At 55.0% G+C, this 24407-nt stretch carries 20 protein-coding genes; 5 read left to right on the top strand and 15 right to left on the bottom strand.

Annotation, left to right across the window (positions count from 1 at the left end):
• Positions 1-13 precede the first annotated feature (13 nt).
• Together HA49_RS00640 and HA49_RS00635 are read left to right on the top strand one after the other, a co-directional pair.
• The gene (locus HA49_RS00640; RefSeq protein ID WP_046791616.1) at positions 14-1264 is read left to right on the top strand and encodes an MFS transporter; all 1251 of its coding nucleotides are present in this window, start codon (positions 14-16) and stop codon (positions 1262-1264) included.
• 237 nt (positions 1265-1501) lie between these two features.
• On the top strand, positions 1502-2764 hold the full coding sequence (locus HA49_RS00635; RefSeq protein ID WP_038017169.1) for an SfnB family sulfur acquisition oxidoreductase: 1263 nt from the start codon (positions 1502-1504) through the stop codon (positions 2762-2764).
• Between the two features lie 36 nt (positions 2765-2800).
• Here the strand turns inward: HA49_RS00635 and HA49_RS00630 are convergent, their stop codons facing one another.
• The 12 genes from HA49_RS00630 to ssuD all read right to left on the bottom strand — a co-directional run bounded on the left by HA49_RS00630 (position 2801) and on the right by ssuD (position 16348).
• Positions 2801-4153 carry an LLM class flavin-dependent oxidoreductase gene (locus HA49_RS00630; protein ID WP_038017166.1) on the bottom strand — a complete coding sequence of 451 codons (1353 nt, stop codon included), beginning with the start codon at positions 4151-4153 and terminating at the stop codon, positions 2801-2803.
• Positions 4150-5358 carry an SfnB family sulfur acquisition oxidoreductase gene (locus HA49_RS00625; RefSeq protein ID WP_046791615.1) on the bottom strand — a complete coding sequence of 403 codons (1209 nt, stop codon included), beginning with the start codon at positions 5356-5358 and terminating at the stop codon, positions 4150-4152. Before HA49_RS00625 ends, HA49_RS00630 begins: the two co-directional genes overlap by 4 nt.
• Positions 5359-5368: 10 nt before the next feature.
• The gene (locus tag HA49_RS00620; protein WP_038017165.1) at positions 5369-6580 is read right to left on the bottom strand and encodes an SfnB family sulfur acquisition oxidoreductase; all 1212 of its coding nucleotides are present in this window, start codon (positions 6578-6580) and stop codon (positions 5369-5371) included.
• 10 nt (positions 6581-6590) lie between these two features.
• On the bottom strand, positions 6591-7799 hold the full coding sequence (locus tag HA49_RS00615) for an acyl-CoA dehydrogenase family protein (protein ID WP_038017163.1): 1209 nt from the start codon (positions 7797-7799) through the stop codon (positions 6591-6593).
• Positions 7792-9255 (bottom strand): MFS transporter, encoded by a 1464-nt coding sequence (locus HA49_RS00610; RefSeq protein WP_038017162.1) that lies wholly within the window; start codon positions 9253-9255, stop codon positions 7792-7794. Before HA49_RS00610 ends, HA49_RS00615 begins: the two co-directional genes overlap by 8 nt.
• 211 nt (positions 9256-9466) lie before the next feature.
• Positions 9467-10342, bottom strand: coding sequence for a MetQ/NlpA family ABC transporter substrate-binding protein (locus tag HA49_RS00605; protein ID WP_038017160.1), 876 nt, complete (start codon positions 10340-10342; stop codon positions 9467-9469).
• The gene (locus HA49_RS00600; protein ID WP_038017158.1) at positions 10339-11043 is read right to left on the bottom strand and encodes a methionine ABC transporter permease; all 705 of its coding nucleotides are present in this window, start codon (positions 11041-11043) and stop codon (positions 10339-10341) included. The genes HA49_RS00605 and HA49_RS00600 overlap by 4 nt, the downstream gene beginning before the upstream one ends.
• Positions 11040-12053: a methionine ABC transporter ATP-binding protein gene (locus HA49_RS00595; RefSeq protein ID WP_038017157.1), complete on the bottom strand. Its 1014-nt coding sequence runs from the start codon at positions 12051-12053 to the stop codon at positions 11040-11042. Before HA49_RS00595 ends, HA49_RS00600 begins: the two co-directional genes overlap by 4 nt.
• 11 nt (positions 12054-12064) lie before the next feature.
• Positions 12065-13441 (bottom strand): LLM class flavin-dependent oxidoreductase, encoded by a 1377-nt coding sequence (locus tag HA49_RS00590; RefSeq protein WP_038017154.1) that lies wholly within the window; start codon positions 13439-13441, stop codon positions 12065-12067.
• A gap of 92 nt (positions 13442-13533) precedes the next feature.
• On the bottom strand, positions 13534-14949 hold the full coding sequence (locus HA49_RS00585) for an FAD/NAD(P)-binding protein (RefSeq protein WP_038017152.1): 1416 nt from the start codon (positions 14947-14949) through the stop codon (positions 13534-13536).
• Between the two features lie 2 nt (positions 14950-14951).
• Positions 14952-15164 (bottom strand): hypothetical protein, encoded by a 213-nt coding sequence (locus HA49_RS00580; RefSeq protein WP_038017149.1) that lies wholly within the window; start codon positions 15162-15164, stop codon positions 14952-14954.
• A complete protein-coding gene (gene ssuD, locus HA49_RS00575; RefSeq protein ID WP_038017146.1) occupies positions 15164-16348 on the bottom strand; it encodes an FMNH2-dependent alkanesulfonate monooxygenase in 1185 nt (394 codons plus the stop codon). The genes HA49_RS00580 and ssuD overlap by 1 nt, the downstream gene beginning before the upstream one ends.
• A gap of 273 nt (positions 16349-16621) precedes the next feature.
• Here ssuD and HA49_RS00570 point away from each other — a divergent pair, with 273 nt between their 5' ends.
• Complete coding sequence (locus HA49_RS00570) at positions 16622-18529, top strand: sigma-54-dependent Fis family transcriptional regulator (RefSeq protein ID WP_038017145.1); 1908 nt, start codon at positions 16622-16624, stop codon at positions 18527-18529.
• A gap of 59 nt (positions 18530-18588) precedes the next feature.
• On the opposite strand, the gene HA49_RS00565 is transcribed toward HA49_RS00570, so the two are convergent.
• The gene (locus HA49_RS00565; protein WP_156994491.1) at positions 18589-18927 is read right to left on the bottom strand and encodes a hypothetical protein; all 339 of its coding nucleotides are present in this window, start codon (positions 18925-18927) and stop codon (positions 18589-18591) included.
• Positions 18928-18993: 66 nt separating this feature from the next.
• Positions 18994-20091, bottom strand: a complete 1098-nt coding sequence (locus tag HA49_RS00560; RefSeq protein ID WP_046791614.1) for a hypothetical protein — start codon at positions 20089-20091, stop codon at positions 18994-18996.
• A 950-nt stretch (positions 20092-21041) separates the two neighbouring features.
• Between HA49_RS00560 and HA49_RS00555 the strand changes: the two genes are divergently transcribed.
• Positions 21042-21812 carry a carbon-nitrogen hydrolase family protein gene (locus HA49_RS00555; RefSeq protein ID WP_038017139.1) on the top strand — a complete coding sequence of 257 codons (771 nt, stop codon included), beginning with the start codon at positions 21042-21044 and terminating at the stop codon, positions 21810-21812.
• 26 nt (positions 21813-21838) lie between these two features.
• The gene (locus HA49_RS00550) at positions 21839-23269 is read left to right on the top strand and encodes an APC family permease (RefSeq protein ID WP_038017137.1); all 1431 of its coding nucleotides are present in this window, start codon (positions 21839-21841) and stop codon (positions 23267-23269) included.
• Between the two features lie 209 nt (positions 23270-23478).
• Here HA49_RS00550 and HA49_RS00545 read toward each other — a convergent pair whose 3' ends face one another.
• Positions 23479-24204: a pirin family protein gene (locus HA49_RS00545; protein ID WP_038017134.1), complete on the bottom strand. Its 726-nt coding sequence runs from the start codon at positions 24202-24204 to the stop codon at positions 23479-23481.
• Positions 24205-24407: the final 203 nt, after the last annotated feature.

The raw sequence follows: 24407 nt of genomic DNA, 5'->3' as shown, positions 1-24407 counted from the left end.
CAAGGAAACGATTATGTACTATTTACGCAACACTAATTTCTGGATCTTCGGCAGCTTCTTTTTCTTCTATTTCTTTATTATGGGAGCCTACTTTCCGTTCTTCCCGATCTGGCTGCACGATATCAACCATATCAGTCAGGAAGATACCGGGATGATCTTTGCCTCGATTTCACTGTTCTCGCTGTTGTTTCAGCCGGTGTTTGGCCTGCTGTCAGACAAATTAGGGCTGCGTAAACATCTGCTGTGGGTGATTACCGGCATGCTGGTGATGTTTGCCCCGTTCTTTATTTATGTGTTCGGCCCCCTGCTGCAATACAACGTATTACTGGGTTCGGTGGTCGGCGGGATTTACCTCGGTTTTATCTACAATGCCGGTGGCCCGTCGATTGAGGCCTATATCGAGAAAGTCAGCCGCCGCAGCCAGTTCGAGTTTGGTCGTGCGCGGATGTTTGTCTGTGTGGGCTGGGCTATCTGCGCCTCGATCACGGGAATAATGTTTACCATTAATAATCAGTTTGTGTTCTGGCTGGGGTCGGGTTGTGCGGTAATCCTCGCACTGTTGCTGTTTTTCTCACGGACCACCAGCTCCTCTTCTGCCGTGGTCGCCAATGCGGTGGGGGCTAACCCGTCGGCATTCAGCCTGAAGCTGGCACTGGAGTTATTTAAACAACCGAAGCTGTGGTTCCTGTCGTTATACGTGATTGGCGTGTCCTGTACCTACGACGTTTTCGATCAGCAGTTTGCTAATTTCTTTACCGGATTTTTTAGCAGCCCCGCCAAAGGCACCCAGGTGTTTGGCTATGTCACGACGCTGGGCGAACTGCTGAACGGATTGATCATGTTTTTTGCGCCGTTGATTGTGAACCGGATTGGCGGGAAAAATGCCCTATTGCTGGCGGGAGCCATTATGTCCGTCAGGATCGTCGGTTCGTCATTTGCCACCAATGCCGTAGAAGTGGTGGTGCTGAAAACGCTGCATATGTTCGAGATCCCTTTCCTGATTGTCGGCTGTTTTAAATACATTACCAGTCAGTTTGAAGTCCGGTTTTCGGCGACTATCTATCTGGTCTGTTTCTGTTTCTTCAAACAGCTGGCGATGATTTTTATGTCTTATCTGGCCGGCGTGATGTACCAGAATATCGGCTTTAAAGGGGCCTATCTGGTACTGGGGCTGATTGCGCTGAGCTTTACCCTGTTGTCACTGTTTACTCTGAGCCAGAATAAAAATGTCAATCTGACTGCCGCCCCTCTCCCCGGGAAATAGTCCCCGGCCCCCGGTCTCGGTGGAAGCGTTCCGGGGCCGACCGGAACCTCAGACGCCCGGGGATGACCCCCTCCCCCGGAAGCGTCAATAGAATTTAAAATACCTGTTTAATTTCATATTCTTATCGTTATTCATCTGCCGCAAATCGATTGCCGGAATTGTTCTAATTTGTCGCGGAAAAACTGTGCCACTATGGGGATTCTGCGCAATGCGCGACATGTCTGGTAAGGAGAAGTGATGAGCACATTAGAGGTTCCACAGGCCGCCGATATTTACGTGAATTCTTCTGAACCCCTGGCTCCGTTGCCACTGCCGTCGGTCCCGGCACAGATTATCCGTAGTGACCAGCAGGCGATTGAGGTTGCAGAACAACTGGCAGAACAATTCGCCGTTGGAGCCGCCCGGCGTGACCGCGAAGGGATACTGCCGGTGGCCGAACTGGAGGCATTTTCACAAAGCGGATTGTGGGGTATCAATGTGCCAAAAGCTTATGGCGGCGCGGAAGTCTCTTACGCGACCGTGGCACGGGTGATTTCCATTATCTCGGCGGCAGATTCCGCATTAGGGCAAATCCCGCAGAACCATCTGGCGGGGGTGGCCCATCTGATTGCTGATGGCAGCGAAAGCCAGAAACAACGGCTGCTGGCCGGCGTATTACGCGGTGAACGCTGGGGTAATGCCTTTTCCGAAAAAGGCTCAAAAACCGTTGCCGATTTCCGGACCACCCTGACAAGGCACGGTGATCATCTGCGGGTGAATGGCGAGAAATTTTATGCCACCGGCGCCCTGCTGGCCCACAAGGTACATACCGTGGCGGTCGATGAACAGGGGCTGGTGCAACTGGTGGTTCTGAACCGCGACAGTGCAGGGCTGACGGTCATTAATAACTGGTCCTCGTTTGGCCAGCGTACCACCGCGTCCGGCAGCGTCGTGCTGGATAATGTCCGGGCTACAGAGGAAGATGTGATTCCGGTCTGGAAAGCCTTTGACCGGCCTACCGCCGCCGGCGCGATCTCGCAGATTATCCAGGCGGCGGTCGATGCCGGTATCGCCCGTGGCACCCTCACTGATACCGTGAAATTTATTAATGAAAAATCCCGCCCGTGGATCGACAGTGGTCAGGAAAAGGCCTCGCAGGATATCTTCACCATCGCGGCGATTGGTGACCTGAAAATCCGGCTGCATGCCGCAGAGTCGCTGTTATGGCGGGCAGGACAACTGATTGATGAAGCCTTAAAACAGCCGAATGAGCAGACCGTGGCGGCAGCTTCTGTAGCAACCGCCGAAGCCAAAGTGCTGACCACCGAAGTGGCATTACAGGCCGGAAATAAACTGTTTGAGCTGGCAGGAACACGCTCAACCCTGGAGGAATTTAATCTGGATCGCCACTGGCGTAATGCGCGTACCCATACGCTGCACGACCCGGTGCGCTGGAAATATTTCCATGTGGGAAACTACTATCTGAACAATATTAACCCGCCACGCCATGCCTGGAACTGAATCATCACCACCGCCCCGCAGGGCGGTGTTTCAGGTTCAGCGCCGCGCTTGTGCGGCCGGATGAGTCGCCGGTAACCGCGCAGACTGACCAAACAACTTTTCGCGGAAAGTCCCCGGCGGGTAAGCCGTTTTGTAACGGCCACGCTGCTGCAATTCCGGAACCACCAGATCGATAAAATCAATATAACTCTGCGGATTAACGATCCGCGTCAGATTAAAACCATCGATCCCGGTCTCATCCACCCATTTCAGCAACTGATCCGCTACCTGCGAAGGAGATCCGACGATCAGCGTATAGCGCCCGCCCAGAGCGTGCTGTTCCAGTAAGCGCCTGGGCGTCCAGCCATCAAAGGCTTTGCTGACCGATTCAATCGCCCGTGTAGGACCACTGCTGACCGGTTGGTCGAGGCCGAATTGTGCAAAATCGATACCCACGGAACTGGAAAAATGGGCCAGACCTGCCTCCGGGCTGGCATAACGCAGATATTCCTGGTGTTTGCTGCGAGCCTCCGCCTCGGTGGCGGCAACAATCACCGAAACGCCCATAAACACCTTGATATCCTCCGGCTGTCGTCCCTGTTCGCGGGCGGCCTGACGCAGTTTTTCAACCTGAGCCCGGGTTCCCTGCAAGCTACCTCCACTGACAAAAGTGCATTCCGCATGTTGTGCGGCAAACCGGCTGCCCCGTTCGGAACTGCCGGCCTGGAACAACAACGGTGTGCGCTGCGGTGAAGGCGATGACAGGTGATAACCCTCCAGCTGATAAAATTCCCCATGATGGCGGATCGAATGAATTTTTTGACTGTCGGCGTACAACCGCCGCTGCTTATCGGCCAGTACCGCATCATCCTCCCAACTTCCCTCCCACAGCTGATAACTCACCTCAAGGAACTCATCGGCCTGATCATAACGGCGATCGTGCCCCGCCAGCTGAGCCTGACCCATCGCCCGTGCCGCGCTGTCCAGATAGCCGGTGACAATATTCCAGCCAATCCGCCCCCCGGTCAGATGGTCGAGCGTCGAGAAACGCCGGGCAAACGGATAAGGCGCTTCATAACTCAGGTTAGCGGTGACCCCGAACCCAAGGTGTTGCGTCACACTGGCCATCGCCGGGATGAGCAGTAACGGGTCATTGACCGGCAACTGGATAGATTCACTGGCCGTCAGGGCAATCCCCTGCTGATAAACGTCATAAACCCCGAGAATGTCGGCAATAAACAACCCGTCGAACAATCCCCGCTCCAGGGTTTTTGCCAGTTCCAGCCAGTAATTCAGCGAGTTAAAATCCACCGACTGATCCAGTGGATGGGTCCACATCCCGTGATGAATATGGCCGACACAGTTCATACTGAATGCATTAAGCAGTACCTGTTTTCCGGGCTGACTCATATTGTTCCCCTGCGTGGCGGCAACACACCGTTCAACAGATAGTTACCGATAATCGGATACTTCCAGCGGACCGGATCATGCAGCGTATGGGTACGGGCATTGCGCCAGTGACGGTCCAGGTTGTGTTCACGCAATGCAGAACGGGTGCCGGACAGTTCAAACAACAGGTTACCGGCCTGCAGAGAGACTTCGGTCGTCCAGGCCCGCGCGGCCGCCACCTGCAGCGAGGCCTCGGCCACACTACCGGCATCCGGATCTGCCTGTGCAGCGTCCACCGCCAGACCTGCCGTACTGAGCAGTGCATCGCCCCCCTGCAACCGGGCAGCCAGCAGACCGATTCTGTCAAGGGTCAATGGGTCATCGGCGGCCCGTTCCAGCCCGGAGTCCGGCCAGGGCCGGGCCTGCTGACGGATAAAACCAAGCATGTCGTTAAATGCCGCCCGGGCAATCCCCTGGCCTATCGCCGCGTGAATAATCTGGGCGAACGGCCCGACCGTGGTGGGCCGTTCAAAGGCGGAGGAAAATGGCACGATATCTTCGCCTCCAATCAGCACCTGCTCAAAGACCACGGTACCGCTGCCGGTGGTGCGCTGACCAAAGCCAGACCAGTCATCGATCACCGTGACCCCGGACTGATGACGGGGCACAAATACCAGCTGATCGTTGCCATTTTCGTCCCGTGCGGCTGTCGGAATGCGGTCCGCGAACAACGCCCCGGTGGCATAAAATTTTCGACCCTGTAGTCGGTAGTGATCGCCCTGCGGCAGGATAGAGGTGGAACGTTGATGAGCAGCCGGGGAGCTGAACTCTGCCAGCGCATTTCCCAGATGGACCCCGGCCAGCACTTCGGCATACAGCCGTTGCTGTTGCTGAGGGCTGCCGTTAACCCGCAGCACTTCCAGCGCATAATAATGATTTTGCGGCACCTGACCGATAGCACTGTCGGCCTCGCTGATAATCGACGTCACCTCTGCCAGCGTGGCGGTCGGCACCCCGGCTCCGCCAAAGCTTTTCGGAACGGTGATGCCCCCCAGGCCGGAGGCAAAAAACTGTTCCAGCTCACGGAGCGGCAGAATTCTGTCCCGATCACGTACCGCCGATCCGCTGCGGATAGCATCCGCCAGTTCCCGGGCGACGCTGACGGCCTGCTGCGGGGAGGTAATCACTGCGGCGGGGTGTTTCGGGCTTACCTGACTCACTGTCATGATGGCGTCCTTATATCCAGGCATGGCGTACAGGTTCAACGCCGTTAAGGTAATAATTTCCAAGGGTATGCTGCTTCCAGCGCACCGGATCGTGCAGGGTATGAGTGCGGGCATTGCGCCAGTGGCGATCTAAGCCATGCTGTTCCAGGGTCGCGCGGCTGCCACCCCATTCCAGGAGTTTTTCACTCACCTGTAACGCCGCTGCGGTGGTCAGTACCTTGGCACCGGCCACCGCAATCGATGCCCGTGCGGCGGTCGCGGCATCCAGTTGCGCAGGGTCAATGCTATCCAGCACTGCGGCGGCCTGTCGGAGTGTGGCCTCTGCCGCCAGTAAGTCGACATACACCCGTCCGACATCCGCCTGCAACTGGCTATCGTCTGCATTACGATCTACCCCGGCATCCACCCACGGCCGTGACTGGTGAAGGATAAATTCCCGGGCTTCTTCAAACGCACCACGCGCAATACCGGCATCTATCGCGGCCTGAATCAGCTGAGAAACCGGACCTCGCAGCGAAGGCTTATCGGTAGCGGGAACCGCCACCAGCCAGTTGGGATCGACTGCCACCTCCTGCAAGCGCATGGTGCCGCTGGCAGTGGTACGCTGACCGATGCCTGACCAGTCGTCGATGATTTGCAGCCCCTCAGCAGGTAGCGGAATAAAGGCCAGCAAGGCTTTACCCTGGTCATCAATGGCGGTGGTGGCCGCGATATCCGCAAATAACGCTCCGGTAGAGTAAAACTTTTCACCGGTCAGTCGCGGCCCCTCCGCGGTATAACGCAGCCTGGCCAGCACCTCACGGGTATGACGGGCCCCTTTTTCCGGACCACCATTACCAATGCGGTAGCCCGCGACCACCCGGTCAAATAGCTGTTGTTTTTGCAGTTCTGTGCCTTCATCCCGCAGATACTGAATCAGACCAAAATGATTCTGTGGAATCTGTCCCAGCGAAGGATCGACGGCGGAGATGATGCGGAACACCTCCGCCACCGTGGCGTAAGATAATCCGCCTCCGCCATAGTGGCGCGGTACCAGAATGCTCCCCAGCCCAGAACTACTGAATAGTGCCAGTGCTTCTTGCGGGTAAATTCGTTGGCGATCCCGTTTCACCACATCGGTTGCCGCCAGCGCCGCGACGGCCCGGGCCGCCTCGATCGCCTGCTGCTCACCGGTAATCACTGTGGCCGGTTCCGGCAGCCGCCGGGTTTGCTGTTGTGTCATCTGTAATCCCCTACTCACCGTTACCGATTTGCCAGATAAAGGTGGGCTGATGCGAGTTCACTTCCCAGTCCCCCACGTTACGGGCTTTATAAATCACCGGATTGTGGGAAGAGACTGTGCGGGCATTGCGCCAGTGGCGATCCAGCGCCTTACTGACCCGGGTATCTGAAGCTCCCAGAGCGTTAAACAGTTCGGTCGCCGCCCGTGGCACCAGTTCGGAGGCAATCACCTGGGCCCTGGCCGCATCGACTTCGGCATCGATATTCGCCTGTAAAACAGCCGCTTCATCAGCACTGTCGTGCAGTTCCCAGGCACGTTGCAGGGAAAGCGCCGCCTGGTGTACCGCGGCCTCCACGGCGAATGACCAGGACGAAATTTGTCCCACCACCTGTAATACCTGCGGATCCTGTCTCACCTGAGGGGCATTACCGTGGCTGTAGATACGTTTCCGGGCAGCGACACCTTGTGCAGCATCGCGGGTGACAGCGCGACCAATACCGGCCAGGGTGGCTAATAACACATGCTGGTAAAAGGCGGTCTGATAACGGAAACGATCGGCAAAATCATAGACATGTTCAGCTTCGACCCTGGCCTGATTAAACCGGGTGGTGCCGCTGCCGGTCAGACGCTGTCCAAAACCGTCCCAGTCATCTTCCCGCTCCACCGCTGACTGGTGGGTACTGACTATCGCGATCACATCGCCGTTATTGTCATTGCGCCGTGCAAAAACATCGATCCAGTCGGCGTACAGTGTGCCGGTGCTGTAAAATTTATGGCCATCAAGCTGCCAGTCCTGCTCTGTCTTTGTTACCCGGGTCACCACTTCCCCCAGCTTAATGTCACCGGTTTCCGTCCAGCCACTTCCCACCAGTTCCCCGTCGGTAAAACGGCCGAACCAGCGGCGCCGGTCTTCGCTGTCCGGCTGATTCAGCCGGTCTTCGACAAAGGCAAAATGGGCACGTAGTGCCTGGGGCAGGTTTGAGTCGGCTTCCGCCAGTTCGGTCAGCAGCCGGAAGAGTTGCGGCAAGCTGACGCCAAAACCGCCCTGTTCCACCGGAATCCGCAGTGCACCGAACCCAGCCTCTTTCAGCCAGCGTACCGGTTCATTCGCCAGTTGGCGGTTGATTTCACGTTCGGCCGCCCCGGCGGCTATCCGGGTAAAAATCGGGCGGAATTTTGCCGCAATGGTTTCATAATCAGGAATCTGTGGTTCAGACATGGGATTCTCCTTGTACAGCATGATCATCAATGTCATGACGGGTAGGTTCAAAACGGACAGCCAGTAGGAAAATAATCGGAATAATGGCCGCCAGAGAGACAATCCAGAACATATTGGTGCCAAACGATGCCTGCAAAATCGGCAGAATAAACAGCGCCAGCGCACTGCCAATCCCGGATAGTGAACGTGCGAAGCCCACTCCGGTGGCACGGATATGTGTCGGGTAAGAGAGAGCCGGATAAATCATCATCTGTGCTCCGGGACCGAATCCTTCCGCGAACAGCCACAGACCGAGCATCAGAATGGCAAACACCACCCCGACCAGTACTGTGGGGTGCCCGATCAGTGCCAGCGAAACCAACGCAATAAACTGCAGGGCAAATCCGGCAATCGCCACATGGCGGGAAGGAAATTTCCAGGCCAGGCGCATCCCCAGCAATCCGCCGGTAAAGGCAAACAAGGCATTCAGCCCCAGCGAGGCCGAAATGGTTTCAAACACCCCGGCACCAAGGAACTGTGCCAGGATCGATGGCAGGAAGAAGGCGATGGCGGTGTATTCGAAGGAGATACAGATGTTCATTACCGCAGCGACCAGGGTACGTTCACGATACGGTTTCTGAAACAACACACGAAAGCTGACTTTAGGCGGAGATTTTTTCTCTGCCTGCGGCGGGGCGGCTTCATGAGCCTTGATACCGTAAGAATCACGCAGGATGCGTACCGCACCACTCAGATCCCCCTGGTTGGCGGCCCACAATGGCGATTCGTTCATAAACTTGCTGCGTACGGCAATAATTAATAACGCCGGTACCGCCCCGAACAACAGCGAAGCCCGCCACAGCCAGTCGATATGCGCCTGTGGCAGCACAAAATAGAGTCCGAAGATAATCAGGAAACAGACCGAAGAGGCGGCGTACCACATCGGACACCAGGCGGCGAGCCGTGAGGCTTTGTTACCTTTGCCGGTGAATTTCGAGAACTCGGCCAGATAAGCCATGGCGACCGGCAGGTCAATGCCGACACCAATCCCCATCAGAAAACGGGCGCCGATCAGTACCCAGACATTGGGTGCCAGTCCTGCGGCTATCGCAGATACCACAAAGAACAGCATATCGGCCATAAATACCGAATAGCGGCCATATTTATCGGTTAGCCAGCCGCCGAGCAGATTACCGATGATGGTGCCCACCATAATTGAAGAGGTCACCACGCCGGTCAGAGTGGGTGTCAGCCCAAACTCTTTCACCACATCATCAATGCCGTAGGAGAGCGTTGTCAGGTCATAGGCGTCGAGGAAAACACCGCCCAGTGCCAGAAAAACGATGAATCTGGCATAGCTGTTTTTCCGGCTGCCCGCATGACGGTTAATCAGCCTTGCTACATCACCGACCGAGCTGACGGGCGATGAATGAGATGACGGCACCAGCAGACCGTCATCAGTGTTTATTGTGCTCATAGAACCCTCGTCTTTTTGTAATGGGCTGTCTGCAAGGCGCAGAAGCTGCAGATGATAAGACGATTTATAAGCTGCAAGACCCGGAAAGACAAACAACAAATATTGCTATTAAATACAATATAATCAATAAGTTAATTGATATTTTAGCCACAGGAAAACGCCGGGCGACCTATCCGGTCACCCGCGATTAACTGACTGTCCTTAAAGGGGTTTAGTCACCGGAAACGGGGACCAGAACTCCATGAACCAGTGGATCATCGGTCTGCTTCAGCCACTGTTGCAGGCGCGGATCGGCAAAGGCTTTCTCCAGCTGAATAATATTTTTGTCTTTCAGATACGGGGTGCCAATCACCAGTTGTGAGGCAAAGGTTTTTGGCGCCGGAGGGAATAAAATACCCTTGTCGCGCGGGACCTTACCGGCATCAAACTGCGACACATAACCGATAGCCGCATCCACCGAATTCAGCGCCCGGGGGATGGTCAGCAGATCCAGTTCCTTAAATACAAAATGATGTGGATTCTGCTTAATATCGGCCAGTTTTGCCGTACGCGGCTCTACCGACGGGTCCAGGCCGATCAGGCCGATACGGCTAAGCAGCCACAGTGCCTGCCCCTGGTTGGCACCATCATTCGGCACCACGATCACCGCACCGTCCGGTAACGCCTGCACCGACGGATATTTGTCGGAATAGAGACCGAACGCCCACTGGAACAGCGGCTCCGTCGGGGTCAGCGCGAAATTATTCGCCTCGGCCACCTGCTTAAGCCACCACTTATGTTCATGAACAGTGGCAGCATATTGCCCGTCCGCCACCGCCCGGTTGGCCTGCACTGAATCCTGCAATCCTACCGCGACGATTTTGATGCCATAGTCCGGGGCAATATGCTGAGCCACGTACTCAATCACTTTCTGTTCTCCGGCCATCGCCGGTTCAAAGTGAACTTTCAGTGTGCTGCCAAAGGTCACCGTTTGCTGCTGGCGGGAGGTAAAGTGCCAGGCGAGGGCAGCTATCACTATCACCGCCACCAGCAGCACGATTTTCGGCCAGGTTTTCTTCTGTTTAATTTCAAAGTTGTGCTGAGTCATGATGAATGGCTGCCTTTCGCATGCTGGAGAGCGGCGACCAGTCGGTCACCGGTAAACTGAATAATCTGAATCGTGGCAATCAGCACGATAATGGTGGCTATCATGATGTGATGGTCAAAACGCTGATAGCCATATACCACCGCCAGATAGCCGATGCCTCCGGCACCGATGGTCCCGGCAATCGCCGAATACTCAATCATCGAGATCAGGTTGAGTACAATTCCGGCCACAATGGCCGGCAGGGCCTCACTTAGCTGGGCTCCACAGATGATCTGCCAGGGAGATCCTCCCGAGACCAGGCCAACGGCCGTCACTTCTGCCGGCAGTTCGCGCAGCGCGTTCTCTACCAGCCGGGCAAAAAACGGGGTGCCGGCGACAATCATCGGTACCACCGCCGCAGGAATTCCGATGGTGGTGCCGGTCAGCCAGTAAGTGAACGGGATAATCGCCGCCATCAACACCAGAAACGGCAGCGAACGTCCCATATTCACCAGCCAGCTCAGCACATGATTGAGTCGTGGCCGCGGGAATAACCCGTGGCGGGAGGTATTAAATAACACCACACCGGTCAGACCGCCGAGGCTAACCACAAATAACATCACAATCCCCACCATCAGCCAGGTTTGCAGATAAGCCGGGACCATCAGGGTATGGATCTGGCTCCAGGGGGTATCCTGGCTCATTACATCAACCGGTTTCATACCGCCTCCTGTAACGCATTTCGGGTCTGAATCACCCCAGCATTGATCCCCAGCCGGAACAGATGACGTAGCAGTTGCTCTGTGTCGATGTTGTGACGGGTAAAACGCACAGCGACCTGCATCCGTCCCGCCAGCCGGCCATCGACCTGTTCAACATGGGCTGCCAGCAGATCGATGTATAACCCATACTGCTGACTCAGCTGGCTTATCCAGTCTGCGGCCAGCGGGCGGTCGCCATAACTAAGCTGCAACAGTAAATCCCCCTGCCCGTCTGCCGGTGTCAGTGGAAATAACTGACGACTCAGCCGTGACCCGGGATCGGCCAGTAACTGAGTTAACGGCCCCTGCTGAATCAACCGGCCATCCTGAATCTCTGCCACGGCATCCGCAGTACTGCGCACCACATCCATTTCATGAGTGATCAGCACAATCGCCAGACCGTACTGATCACGCAGTTGCCTCAGCAGACCAAGGATTGCAGCGGTTGACTGTGGGTCCAGGCCGGAGGTAGCTTCATCGGCCAACAGTACCCGGGGTTGCAGCGCCAGTGCCCGCGCGATGCCTACCCGTTGTCGCTGGCCCCCGGAAAGTTGCGCCGGATAATGTTGTGCCTTGTCAGCCAGACCGACATTCTCCAGCAACTCACCGACATGCCTTTTGATATCTCGCGGGACCACCCCCAGCCATTCCAGCGGCAGAGCCACGTTTTGCCACACCGTTTTACATTGCAATAACGCGGAGGACTGGAATACCGTGCCGATAGCACGTCGTTCACGACGCAACGCTTCTCCTGACAGCCGCGACAAATCATTGCCGTTGACCCGGATACTGCCGGAAGTGGGCTGTTCCAGCAGACTGATGCAGCGGGCAAGTGTTGATTTCCCGGCACCACTCGGCCCCAGTACCGCAGTAATAGAAGCCGGGGGTACCGTCAGCGAAATACCTTTCAGCACTTCGGTAACACCATTCGCACTGAGGTACTGCTTATGCAGATTGTCAATTTCGATCATTGGCAGATTCCTCAGGAGGCAGAAACCCGGTAACCGGCACCCGGATGGGGTGCCTGCAACCTTGGTCCCTGACTAAACAGCTTTTCACGCAACGTACCGGGCTGGTAATCCTGTTTGTATACCCCACGTTTTTGCAGCTCCGGCACCAACAGTTCCACCACGTCGCTGAAGGTTTCATGGGTCAGTGCATAGGCCAGATTGAAACCATCAACATCGGTTTCCTCTACCCAGCTTTGCAGTTCATCGGCCACCGTTTCGGCGCTGCCCACCAGTAGCGGACCGAACCCGCCAATACCCACCCAGTCAGCCAGTGCTTCGACCGTCCACTGCCGGTCGGGATCGGCGGTCGAAAAGGTTTCTACTGCCGACTGAATGGCATTGGTATGCAGGTGTTTCAGCACCTGGTCCGGCCGGTATTCACTGAAATCGATCCCTGTCCAGCCGGAGATCAGCGTCAGAGCCCCTTCGTAGCTGACATACTTTTTGTAGTCCTGCCATTTGGCCCGTGCCTGCTGATCGGTTTCACCGACGATGACGGTCTGCAGATTAAAAATCAGCACACTGCGCGGGTCCCGACCGGCCTCTTCGGCCCTGCGGCGGATATCTGCTACCGTTTTTTTCAGCAACACCTTCGAGGGTGCGGCGACAAACACACATTCGGCATGTTCGGCGGCGAACTGTTTACCCCGGCTGGAGGCGCCTGCCTGATAGAGCACCGGAGTGCGCTGCGGTGAGGGTTCACACAGATGAATGCCCGGCACCTGGAAAAAATGTCCCTGGTGGTTAATCGGGTGGATTTTCTGCGGATCGCTGAAAATGCCGCGCTGCCGGTCACGCAGTACCGCGTCATCTTCCCAGCTCCCTTCCAGCAGTTTGTAGACCACCTGCAAATACTCGTCGGCATAATCGTAACGGGCATCATGTCCGGTCTGCGCTTTATGGCCGATATTGCGGGCGCCACTCTCCAGGTAAGAGGTAACAATGTTCCAGCCCACACGGCCTTTGGTCAGGTGGTCGAGCGTTGAAAGACGGCGGGCAAACGGATAGGGATGTTCAAACGAGAGTGAAGCCGTCAGGCCGAAACCAAGATGTTCGGTCACCAGCGCCATCGGGGTGATCAGCGCCAGAGGATCATTGACCGGCACCTGGGTGGCGTTACGAATCGCGGCATCGGAAGTGCCGTTATAAACATCGTAAATGCCCAGTACATCGGCAATAAACAGCCCGTCGAATTTACCGCGTTCCAGCAGACGTGCCAGATCGGTCCAGTATTCCAGATCTTTGTATTGCCATGAGCGATCCCGCGGATGGGCCCACAGTCCCGGTGACTGGTGACCGACACAGTTCATATCAAAGGCATTAATGCGGATTTCACGTTGCGAAGGCATAAGTACTCCCCGGGCCGAAACGGGCAGCACTCAGCCGCCGGTTCACCCGTAATTGTTGTTGTCAGGAAAATGCAGGTTATTCAGGAAAGTCGCTATCCGGCTGGCGGTAACTTCCGACATCGCTCAGTGTCGGGTGGGCCCTGAATGGTCAGCAGATAACGGGCCAGGGCTTCGGCATGATCGGCGACCTGAGGGAGCCCCATCAGTTCACCAAAACGGGCGCGTGCCGCAGGCCCGGCCACATACACCCTGGCAGAGGTTTCTCCCCGGACATTGACAGCCTGCGAATGCTGATTCACCTGAATGCCCAGTCCGAGGGGGTCGGCACAGATCACCCCATCGTGGGCCAGCTGACTTAACAGTTCATCACTGCTCAGCAGAGAGCCATGGGCAGGGCCGGTGGTGACGATCAGTTTATCCACGGTCAGGCGCTGTTCAGCGGTACAACGCGGCCGTAACGCCAGGGTCAGGGTTTGCTCATCCGCAGTGACTGCGGTTAAGTGTGCGGCGATAACCTGCAACTGTCCGCTGGTCTGCCATTGTTCCAGTACCGCATTAATCTGCGGGGCAATCCGGTATCGATGAACATCCCACCACGGCCGTAAATAGCGCAGAAAACGTTGTTGTTCGGCAAGCGGAAGTTGTTGCCAGATGCTCTGGCCATTCCTGCGGATATCATCAAGGATCAGTTGCCAGGGCAATTGTTGCTGTCCTGCAGCCGCCACTTCCTGACGGATACGCCGCAGCCAGCCCCGGGCTGTCGCCGGCTGAGGTCTGGCGTAGTCGAGGGTCAGGGTGGGGAAACTACCGCTAAGATTCGGACGCGGCAGCAAACCACGCCGTGAAAAGGCCACGATATTGCCGCGGTGCCCCTGTCGGTGCAGTGATGCCACCACATCGGACATAGTCAGACCGCTGCCGATAATCGCGACACGGTCATCGGGTTTTACCCCGGCCAGTGCATTTGCCTGCCACGGGTCGGCGATCAGTGCCGGCGAATGGCGAAAAGGTTTAAGCAGTGAGGGCAGCGCCGGAGGGGGATGGCTGATCGCCAGCACCAGGTCATCGGCCGGGAAATGTCGTCCGTCCGCGGTAACCACCTCACCCTGTTGCAGCGCAACCGCTTTAGACTGCACAAATCGGATGCTGGCTGATGATACTTCGCTCGCCTTACTGAACTGTTCTCCGACCCAGGTACCGAACTGTGAGCGTTGTGGATAGACGCTACCGTCATGCCACAGCGCCTGTGGATCGTCGTGAAAAGCCGGTGAAGCACGGAACCAGCGATCAAACTCCCCCTCTTCGGCCGCACTCAGGTACATACGTGTTGCCGGCACATTAATACGATGAGAGGGATCGATACTGCCATAAGCCACTCCGCGCCCGGGAGACGGACGAGGTTCAATCAACGTGACGTCCAGTCCGGCACTGCCATAACGGGCCAGATGGATCGCTAACGCCGTGCCACTAAAACCCCCGCCCACAATAACAATATGCCGCTTAGCCATAGTCAGTCTCTGTCAAACGCGGCGCAGACCGCCGATAAACGAATATGTGTCAGCGAACTGCCGATCCCCGCCGGCTCAGCCAGTATCGCTGGCGAAAGCTCTACCGGCTGTCCGGCCGGTAACGGCCTTGCCAGGCTGCTAATCATTTGCCCGCCAGGCACATTGGGCACCCAGCCCGTTGCTGGTGCGCTCTGTGAATCACTGCGATAACGCATTACGCCTCCTTCACCCGGACACTGGCCGGTTTACCCGGACGCAGATCTCCCCCAATGGTTTCGCCGAATGGCCCGGTATTCACCGTTTGCTGCTGCCGCGCCGTATTGGCCGCCAGTGGCAATAACGGCATCACCAGTTCCGCAAAACGATAGGCTTCCTCAAGATGCGGATAACCGGAGAAAATAAAATTGGTGATCCCCAGCGCCTGATATTCACGGATACGTTCGGCCACCTGCTGCGGATTGCCTACCAGCGCGGTGCCTGCCCCGCCGCGCACCAGCCCCACGCCGGCCCACAGGTTCGGGCCAATACGCAGTGATTCACGGGAGCCACGGTGTAATGCACTCATCCGCGCCTGGCCCGCAGAATCCATGCGGGAGAAGATTTTCTGAGCGGCGGCAATCGTATCGTCATCCAGATGAGCAATCAGTTGGTCGGCAGCCGCCCACGCCTGCTCTTCGGTTTCCCGCACGATGACATGCAGACGAATACCAAACTCCAGGGTCCGTCCCTGCTCTGCCGCCCGCTGACGGACTACCGCCAGCTTTTCTGCCACCTGATCAACCGGTTCACCCCAGGTCAGATAAGTATCAATCTGGCTGGCGGCAACCTCGATAGCATCGTCAGAAGAGCCACCAAAGAACAGCGGCGGACCTTCCGGTTGCACCGGCGGAAACAGCACTTCAGCACCCTCAACACGGATATACTCGCCGTGAAAATCCACTTTCTCACGCTTCAGCAACCGCGAATAGACCTCAAGAAACTCTCTGGTCACTTTATAACGTTCCGCATGGCTCAGGAAAATACCGTCACCTTTATTTTCCACCGGATCGCCGCCGGTCACCACATTGATCAGCAAGCGACCTTCTGACAGGCGGTCCAGCGTTGCTGCCATACGCGCGGCCAGTGATGGCGGCTGTAATCCAGGGCGAACCGCCACCAGATAACGCAGCTTTTTGGTCAGCGGGGCCAGTGCGGCCGCCACCAGCCAGGAATCTTCACAACTTTTGCCGGTCGGGATCAGTACCCCGTAGTAACCCAGATTATCTGCCGCCAGCGCGACCTGTTGCAGATAAGGAAGATCTACCGGACGGCCGCCTTCAGTGGTGCCTAGGTAACGGCCGTCGCCATGGGTCGGCAGAAACCAGAATACGTTGATATTTTCCTGTGCGGAATCGCTCATTATCCATTTCCTATATAACTATATCTAAAAATATCAGATAGAAATTCGATGCTTTGGTTATAAAAAGCAAAGCAGGAAATATGCCAAAATTAAAAGGAAAATTTTCATTAAAAATCATAAAGATAATTTTTTTCGACTGACCGGAAAATGTTGCATTCGCAGCATCTGACATCATCATTCTGCTGCAAATGCAGCAAACCGGCCTTTGGCCATCTCGCCGTCGAGGCCGGGACAGGGTATGGTGACTTTTTGACATTTTGCGGAAATGACCCGATGACAACTCAGGGCCCTGCGCTGATCGATCCTGCATCGATAGCCTTTCAGAGTGTGCTGGACCGGCTGGCTCCAACCGACGCCACGGTGCTGATCATTGGCGAAACCGGCACCGGCAAAGAGGTGGTCGCGCGCTATCTGCATCACAACAGTCCACGCCGCCAACAACCGTTCCTGGCGGTGAACTGTGGCGCACTGACTGAAAGCCTGGCGGAGTCGGAACTGTTTGGTCATGAAAAAGGCGCGTTTACCGGGGCCGGAGAGCGCCACCCTGGTTGGTTTGAAGCCGCAGAAGGTGGCACGTTGTTACTGGATGAAATTGGTGAACTGAGTCTGCCGTTGCAGGTGAAACTGCTGCGGGTATTGCAGGAACGCGAAGTGGCCCGTATTGGGTCCCGTAAACCGGTGCGGGTCAATGTGCGGGTGATTGCCGCGACGCACGTTGATTTGGCGCAGGCGATTCGTGAACGACGTTTTCGTGAGGACCTCTATTACCGGCTGAATGTTGCCGCGGTGACTCTGCCGCCGCTGCGCCAACGGCGTGAAGATATTCCGTTGCTGGCGGAACATTTTTTGCGGCTATATGCACGCCGCCTTGGCCGCCCGCAGTTACAGATGACCGATGAAACGATGGCTGCACTGATGAATTACCCCTGGCCCGGTAATATCCGTGAACTGGAAAATACGCTGCATAACGCGGTGTTACTCAGCAAAGATCCGGTCATTCACCCGCAACAGCTGCGACTGACGGCGGCTGAACCCCTGCAACAGCCTCCGGGAGAAGCCGCGCTGGATGACTTTATGCGTCAGCAACTGACCGACGGCGGCACCAGACTCTATCAGCGGGTGCTGGATACGCTGGTACGTAATGCCTACGAACTAAGTGGCAGTAATCAGCTACAAACGGCGCAGCTGTTAGGGATTAGCCGTAACACCTTACGCACCCACCTCGCCCATCTCGGGCTGATTAAGCCCAGACGCAGCCTGACGGTTCAACGGCAACCGGCATCACCACACCGCCTGCAACATGAGCGGGAGCTGCGTATTGGTTATCAGAAGTTTGGCAATCTCGGAATACTCAAGGCCCGTCAGTCGCTGGAACAACAACTGGCTGGCAGCGGCGTCAGTGTTCTGTGGAGTGAATTCCCTGCCGGGCCGCAGTTACTGCATGCACTCAGTCATGGCGAAATCGACTTTGGTACCACCGGCGAAGTCCCGCCTCTGTTTGCTCAGGCGGGAGAAAACCGGGTGTTGTATGTTGCCTGGGAACCGGCAGCCCCGGAGGGCGTGGCACTGATGGTACCGGGTGACAGCGCGGTTAGCACCATCGCCGGTTTACGCGGTAAACGGATTGCGGTGAATAAAGGTTCTAACGTTCATTATCTGCTGGTGCAGATTCTCGATGAAGCGGGCCTGACTCTGGATGATGTCAGAGTCGTCTACTCCCCCCCTAAATATCCCCTGACTCCGAGTGATTATCTGGCTGTCGATGCCTGGATGATGTGGGACCCGCTGTTAAGCGCTGCCGCACTGGACGGTCAGTTACGGATGCTCGCCGATGGCCGGGGACGGGTCAAAAATCACCAGTTTTATCTGGCACACCGTGAATTTGCAGCCCATTCCTCTGACCTGCTGCACCAACTGATCGAGGCATTATCCCGCACCGGACGCTACATCAATACCCATCGTGAAGACGCAGCCAACCTGCTGTCTGCTGAACTGGGGTTATCTGCAGAATCGATGAGTCACGCCCTGGCCAGACGCAGTCACCTGACGCAAAAAATGGATTTGACCATCATCCGTGATCAACAGGCGATTGCCGACCGCTTTTATGCTCTGGGGCTGCTGCCACGGGCCATTAATGTCCGGGAAGCGGTATGGAAGGATGAGTTCTCCGCGGGGAAATAGAGTCGCGGTATCACAGTGGCAGATTCTGGCCTGAATTCAGGCCAGAATCTGCGCCATAATTACTGTACGACGTCCCAGCCGTCGTTATCTTTCACCAGGCTAATCTGGGAAACCGTTTTACGCTCTCCCACAAACGGGGCGGTAATATCAACTTCCACTTTACAGTTGTATTGTTCGCCTTTACCCGTCTGATCGCATGAAATTTTGCGCAATGAATGCAGTTTGGTCATAAAGCCATCCGTCTGAATGGCACTACCGGCCATTTTTTGCACCTGGGCATTCGCCTGATCGATATTTTTCTGTACTGCCTGAGTGATTTCGGTTTCGGAAGGTTCGCTGTTACAGCCAGCCAGCGCAAATACGATAGCAGCCGCAGAAAGGATACGTAATTTTTTCATCGGTTCTGGTTCCGTCAGTAGCGGGTAAGAGATTCCGGCCGCCATTACGGCAGCCGGTGCAGGGAGTTATTTCAGCGTCCAGGTGAGGACCGGCGGCTTGTCGGTAAACGCATCGTAATTGTTATGGTAGAACTGCACGTCAGTTCGGATCAGTGTCGTGTTCACCGTCACTTTATTGGCATCATAGCCACTGATCAGTAAATAGGCTGTGGCATCTGCGGTGAATACCGCCGGAGACATGGCCGTGAATAAGCCGGAGATCCTGCGGGCATCGTCTTCATCTTTCGGCGTCAGGGCGCAGGTGGCGACATTTTTCACCATCGCGATGGTCACATTCTGCGTACTGCTATAGATCGACATCGGACCGTATTTCAGGGTGTCGTTACAACCCGACATAGTGATTGGGAAAGATTTTTTAGTGAAGTCATAATCACCCGGCTTACGAATTCCCAGATAAGCACTGGTAATAATTTGTTTGGCGACCACGTTTTGTCTGCCATTCATCCGCGGATTCATTCTGCTTACCTGAATCAGCTTAACGCCCTTCCAGGCATCCAGTTCCTGATTAATCCGCGCCAGTTCCGCCGCTTTCATATCATTTTTCTTAAACGGATCTTTCTCTGAATTCCAGGCCGCACTCAGCAGGCTGAGTTTCTCGTCGTCGCTGACCTGACGGCCAGAATTCGCCAGGAAGAGCAGCATCAGTTGTTGCTGGTTCACCGGTTTAAAATCACTGTCCGGCGCGCTTTGGGCGGCGGTAATCTCTTTTTCCAGCGCCGCATCCGCTGCGGCCTGGCGGGCTTTAGCTTCGGCTTCGGCTTTGGCTTTTTCCGCGGCGGCTTGTTCCTGTTTCAGACGCCAGGTTTTCTGTTCCGGCGTTTCATCAATCTTCACGACTTTAAACGCGTCCTGGCGGGTACCTTCATAGACAGAATGGTTGTCCAGCACGATATGCCCGGAGCTGTCTTTACTCAGCGAATAGCTGACCTGACCTTTCAGGGCGACTCCGGAATTACGCTCATCAGTCAGCGTGGCATTGACCTTACACTGAGAAATTTCTTTGGTGGACTGGTCTTCATCCTGAGTAAATCCGTCCAGCGCCACTTTCGCGTGGCTCAGTGCATCCGGATCATTTCCCAGAGCACCGGTTTTTTCGGCAATCACATTCAGAATGCGCTGTGCCAGATTTTGCTGAATATCGGCTGAACCACAGTCAATATCAGTTTTTTTTACAGCCAGAGAGGGCCGCGACGGCGACCACCAGTAATGCCAGTTTAAATTTCATAGCGCCTTTCCATGTCAGAAAATCCCTGAATCAGGGATAAAAGTTAAAAACAGCAACGGTTTTTCTGTGGTACTGATGCGGGTATTTCGCTGCCGGCAGCAGCCTCCGGCATTGCTACAGATCGCGACCCGGCCAGATAATTCATTAGAATTACTCACCAGATTGCAGATATTTTTTATGATGAAAGCCCGGCCAGGCTGCTGTGAGTAATACCAGAGGTGAACAACACACAGCCCGAAATGGTTGATTTTAAAGCATCACCAACTGATGAACCCTAAGCTGGCTGTTAAGAAACCGAAAGGATAATAATTCAGAGTTAATTTATTCGTAACGAAAAAAAATGTTTTTAAGTAATTTTTTTCATCTGAACATTTTTACTCATCAATTAATCACGACGGGGAAAAGGGATGTCCCGGGAGTGGAGCGGCCTGCTACTCCCTGGCAGAGACCGCGTCAGAGAGCGCTGTTGTCGGGTGAACAGTCAGCAGTCATAAACTGACGTTTTGTTCAGGCCAGAACCCTGGCATCACCGGCTTTGCCCCGGGATCGCAACAGCACAGCAGCAGAATTATCTGCGGAAATATATGCCACTTATCGACGTGAACCACTAAGATTAGCGGTTATTCATGACTCCTTTCACTGCTCACAACACCCACCCCCTGATTATGCACTATTACCGTGCAAGATCTGCACCGTCTGTCGCACCCCGGGGCGGGTCTTAACGCCGTTTTATCCGGGTAAAAAAACGAAAAGCATGAAAATCATGTGGTCTGATGACTGGCACAGTTATTGCTGATTTAACGGTTAATAGCAGTCAAAGAGGATCCTGATGAAAATTGCAATCTGGCAGGCACAAAGCAGTTACTGCGATTATGACGCTAATCTGGTCAGGCTGAGCCATGCATTAAAGCAGGCTAAAGCGCAGCAGGCAGAATTGCTTATCACCCCGGAAATGTTTATGTCCGGTTATGTATTACGCCACCATTTGCCGGCACTGGCTGACAGCTTTCCGCTGACAGCGTTGCAAGCACTGGCCCGGGAGCAACAGATGGCGATGGTCATCACCGGGCCGCTGGCCGAAAACGGTAATATCTATAATGCGGCGTGGCTGATTAGCGATCAGGGTGACGTGCTGGCCGTATACCGTAAAACTCATCTGTTCGGTGAACTGGATAAGCAACAGTTCACTGCCGGTGATGAGCCAGTCTGCATCGCCCATTATAAGGGGCTGAATATCGCCATGCTGATCTGCTACGACGTTGAGTTTCCGGAGACGGTCCGAGCCGCGGCCAGAGCGGGCGCCCATCTTATCGCGGTGGCTACCGCACAAATGAAACCCTTCACTTTTGTAAACCAACACCTGATTGCCACCCGCGCCTGGGAAAACCAGCTGTATGTCGCTTATGTCAATCAGATCGGCAGTGAACAACACCTGGAGTATGTCGGGCTGAGCCTGGTGGCCGCTCCGGATGGTTCAGTGATTAGTCAGGCATCGGAAGCCGAAGAACAGTTGCTCTGTGCGGAGATAGATCCTTTACAGGTCGTCAGAGCGCAGCGCGACAACCCTTACCTGAAAGATTTACGGACCGACATTTTCTAAACTCAACACCATATAAGGAATTCACTATGACTGAGGCTAATACCCGCCATCGCCCCGCCAGACTCAGCGGTAATCTGGGCGTGGGTAGTATTGTATTTATGGTGATTGCCGCCGCGGCTCCGCTCACCGTGATTGGTGGTAATGTGCCACTGGCTATCGGTACCGGCAATGGTATCGGCGCTCCCTTCGGCTTTCTGATAGCCTCGCTGATCCTGCTGGTTTTTGCCGTGGGTTTTGTGGCAATGACACCGCATGTTAAACAGGCAGGTGCTTTCTACTCCTATGTAACTCAGGGGCTGGGGTTGCGTGCCGGAATGGGTTCGGCGTATCTGGCACTGGTCACCTACACGGCTATCCAGGCCGGGGTTTATGGGTATATGGGTTGGGCGGTGAATGACCTGGTGGTGCATTATGGTGGCAACGCTCACCCATGGTGGATCTACTCTCTGCTGGCGATTGCTGCCGTCGCTATCCTGGGTTACCGGCACATTGAACTCAGTTCGAAAATTCTTGGTATCGCGCTGGTGCTGGAAATGGGTGTTGTACTGGTGATGAATTTTTCAATTCTGCATAAAGGCGGTGCCGAAGGGATTAGTCTGGTCTCTTTTGAACCTTCAGCCGCGTTTAGCCATGGTCTGGGTATTGCCGTATTGTTTGCTCTGACCGGGTTTATTGGTTTTGAATCCACCGCTATTTTCCGTGACGAATCACGGAATCCGGAAAAAACCATTCCCCGGGCGACCTATCTGGCGGTAGTCATTATCGGCGTCTTTTACACCTTCTCAACCTGGGCGATGATCGTCGGCAGTGGTTACTCCCATGCGGTGAGCGTGGCTAACAATACGCTGAGCGGCAACGGCAATATGCTACTGGACATCGCCCGTCAGTATGACGGTGCCCTGCTGAGCAACACCATTCAGGTGCTACTGATCAGCAGTATTTTTGCCTGTGTACTGAGTTTCCACAACGTACTCGCTCGTTATCAGTATGTTCTGGCCGGACAGGGCTTTATGCCTAAATTCTTATCTGCTGTTCACGGAGAACATCAGTCACCGGCTAATTCGTCACTGGTACAGTCAATGACGGCACTGTTACTGATCATTGTCTGTGCGCTTTGTAAACTGGAACCCCTGACTCAGGTGTTTGGGTTTATGGCCGGTATCTCGACCGTCGGTATCGTATTACTGATGTTACTGACCAGTATCTCGGTAGTGGTGTTCTTTAAGAAAAATACTGCCCTGTCTCAGGGGAAACGCCTGAGGACTCTGTGGATCCCTGCACTGGCCGTCTTCGCACTGGCGGTTTCTCTGCTGATGGTACTGTCTAACTTTACCACCCTCACCGGAGGCAGCCTGTTTATCAGCACCCTGCTGGCCGTCATTCCGGTGGCAGCGCTGGTGATTGGATATTCGGTGATTAATAAGCGTCAGATGCTGGTGAGAGGGATGAGTTCCTGACAGCAAGCCTGGCTACCGGGCGGTGAATGGTGACCGTGTTATTGCTTTTATCCGTCGGGGGCTGCGTAATGACAGGGCTCAGTTTATCTGTAAGTTACTTGCGTTGCTTAAAGCCCTCTGAGCAACATTGCCGGAGATATTCTTCTGACAAAAAAAACAGCCATACCCTGAGGTATGGCTGTAACTGGCTGATCAATTAACCCGACGGTTTAGCGGGTCGGGTGATTCACTTCAACCGGACGCAGGTCAAACAGCAACACTTCGGCCTGCTCACCCTGAGTAAAACTCAGCGCGGTTTCATTACGTACCCGGGCGCCGTCACCGGCAGAAAACTTCACGCCGTTTACCGTAATACTGCCGCGGGCCACGTGAATATAGGCATAACGATCCTCCGGCAGTGTGACAGTCTGTTGCTCATCACCATCAAACAGTCCCGCGTAAATACGCACATCCTGTTTGATTTTCAGTGAATCACCGGCGCCATCCGGAGAAATAATCAGTTTAAACTGACCCCGTTTCTCTGCTTCCGCCACCGACACCTGCTGATAGCCTGGTGTGGTCCCTTTTTCTGCCGGGACCACCCAGATTTGCAGAAAATGCACCCCTTCCTGCCGCGAATGGTTAAATTCGCTATGCGTCACGCCGGTACCGGCACTCATTAACTGCACATCGCCCGGGACAATCACCGAACCGGTTCCCATGGAATCTTTATGTTCCAGTGCGCCTTCCAGTACATAGGAGATGATTTCCATGTTGCTGTGAGGGTGGGCACCAAAACCACGTCCCTCAGCCACCTGGTCATCGTTAATCACCAACAGATCAGAGAAACCGGTCTGCTGTGGATCCCAGTAATTTGCGAACGAAAAGGTATGACGTGAGTACAACCAACCGTGATCACCCAGTCCGCGTTTTTCTGACAGTCTTTGTTCAATCATGATGTTATCCTCTGAATTTAGTGAGACAGGCCACTGCCCTGTCGATGTATTCAGATTATTGTAAATCCGGACAACCATCAATATTCCAAAACAGTAATTACTGTCACATATAAGTGGACAATGAAAATAAGTCCCGGAACCGGAGAATCCGGCATTTATGCCGGTGTACTGCCCCCCTGAGGGACAGAATCGGGGTCAGAGGT

The sequence above is a fragment of the Tatumella morbirosei genome, from assembly GCF_000757425.2.
GTDB lineage: Bacteria > Pseudomonadota > Gammaproteobacteria > Enterobacterales > Enterobacteriaceae > Tatumella > Tatumella morbirosei.
This window is presented reverse-complemented; position numbering and strand designations above follow the sequence as displayed.

Coding starts and splice junctions, on each gene's coding strand:
- HA49_RS00640 (WP_046791616.1), top strand. CDS start 14: ATGTACTATTTACGCAACACTAATTTCTGGATCTTCGGCAGCTTCTTT.
- HA49_RS00635 (WP_038017169.1), top strand. CDS start 1,502: ATGAGCACATTAGAGGTTCCACAGGCCGCCGATATTTACGTGAATTCT.
- HA49_RS00630 (WP_038017166.1), bottom strand. CDS start 4,153: ATGAGTCAGCCCGGAAAACAGGTACTGCTTAATGCATTCAGTATGAAC.
- HA49_RS00625 (WP_046791615.1), bottom strand. CDS start 5,358: ATGACAGTGAGTCAGGTAAGCCCGAAACACCCCGCCGCAGTGATTACC.
- HA49_RS00620 (WP_038017165.1), bottom strand. CDS start 6,580: ATGACACAACAGCAAACCCGGCGGCTGCCGGAACCGGCCACAGTGATT.
- HA49_RS00615 (WP_038017163.1), bottom strand. CDS start 7,799: ATGTCTGAACCACAGATTCCTGATTATGAAACCATTGCGGCAAAATTC.
- HA49_RS00610 (WP_038017162.1), bottom strand. CDS start 9,255: ATGAGCACAATAAACACTGATGACGGTCTGCTGGTGCCGTCATCTCAT.
- HA49_RS00605 (WP_038017160.1), bottom strand. CDS start 10,342: ATGACTCAGCACAACTTTGAAATTAAACAGAAGAAAACCTGGCCGAAA.
- HA49_RS00600 (WP_038017158.1), bottom strand. CDS start 11,043: ATGAAACCGGTTGATGTAATGAGCCAGGATACCCCCTGGAGCCAGATC.
- HA49_RS00595 (WP_038017157.1), bottom strand. CDS start 12,053: ATGATCGAAATTGACAATCTGCATAAGCAGTACCTCAGTGCGAATGGT.
- HA49_RS00590 (WP_038017154.1), bottom strand. CDS start 13,441: ATGCCTTCGCAACGTGAAATCCGCATTAATGCCTTTGATATGAACTGT.
- HA49_RS00585 (WP_038017152.1), bottom strand. CDS start 14,949: ATGGCTAAGCGGCATATTGTTATTGTGGGCGGGGGTTTTAGTGGCACG.
- HA49_RS00580 (WP_038017149.1), bottom strand. CDS start 15,164: ATGCGTTATCGCAGTGATTCACAGAGCGCACCAGCAACGGGCTGGGTG.
- ssuD (WP_038017146.1), bottom strand. CDS start 16,348: ATGAGCGATTCCGCACAGGAAAATATCAACGTATTCTGGTTTCTGCCG.
- HA49_RS00570 (WP_038017145.1), top strand. CDS start 16,622: ATGACAACTCAGGGCCCTGCGCTGATCGATCCTGCATCGATAGCCTTT.
- HA49_RS00565 (WP_156994491.1), bottom strand. CDS start 18,927: ATGAAAAAATTACGTATCCTTTCTGCGGCTGCTATCGTATTTGCGCTG.
- HA49_RS00555 (WP_038017139.1), top strand. CDS start 21,042: ATGAAAATTGCAATCTGGCAGGCACAAAGCAGTTACTGCGATTATGAC.
- HA49_RS00550 (WP_038017137.1), top strand. CDS start 21,839: ATGACTGAGGCTAATACCCGCCATCGCCCCGCCAGACTCAGCGGTAAT.
- HA49_RS00545 (WP_038017134.1), bottom strand. CDS start 24,204: ATGATTGAACAAAGACTGTCAGAAAAACGCGGACTGGGTGATCACGGT.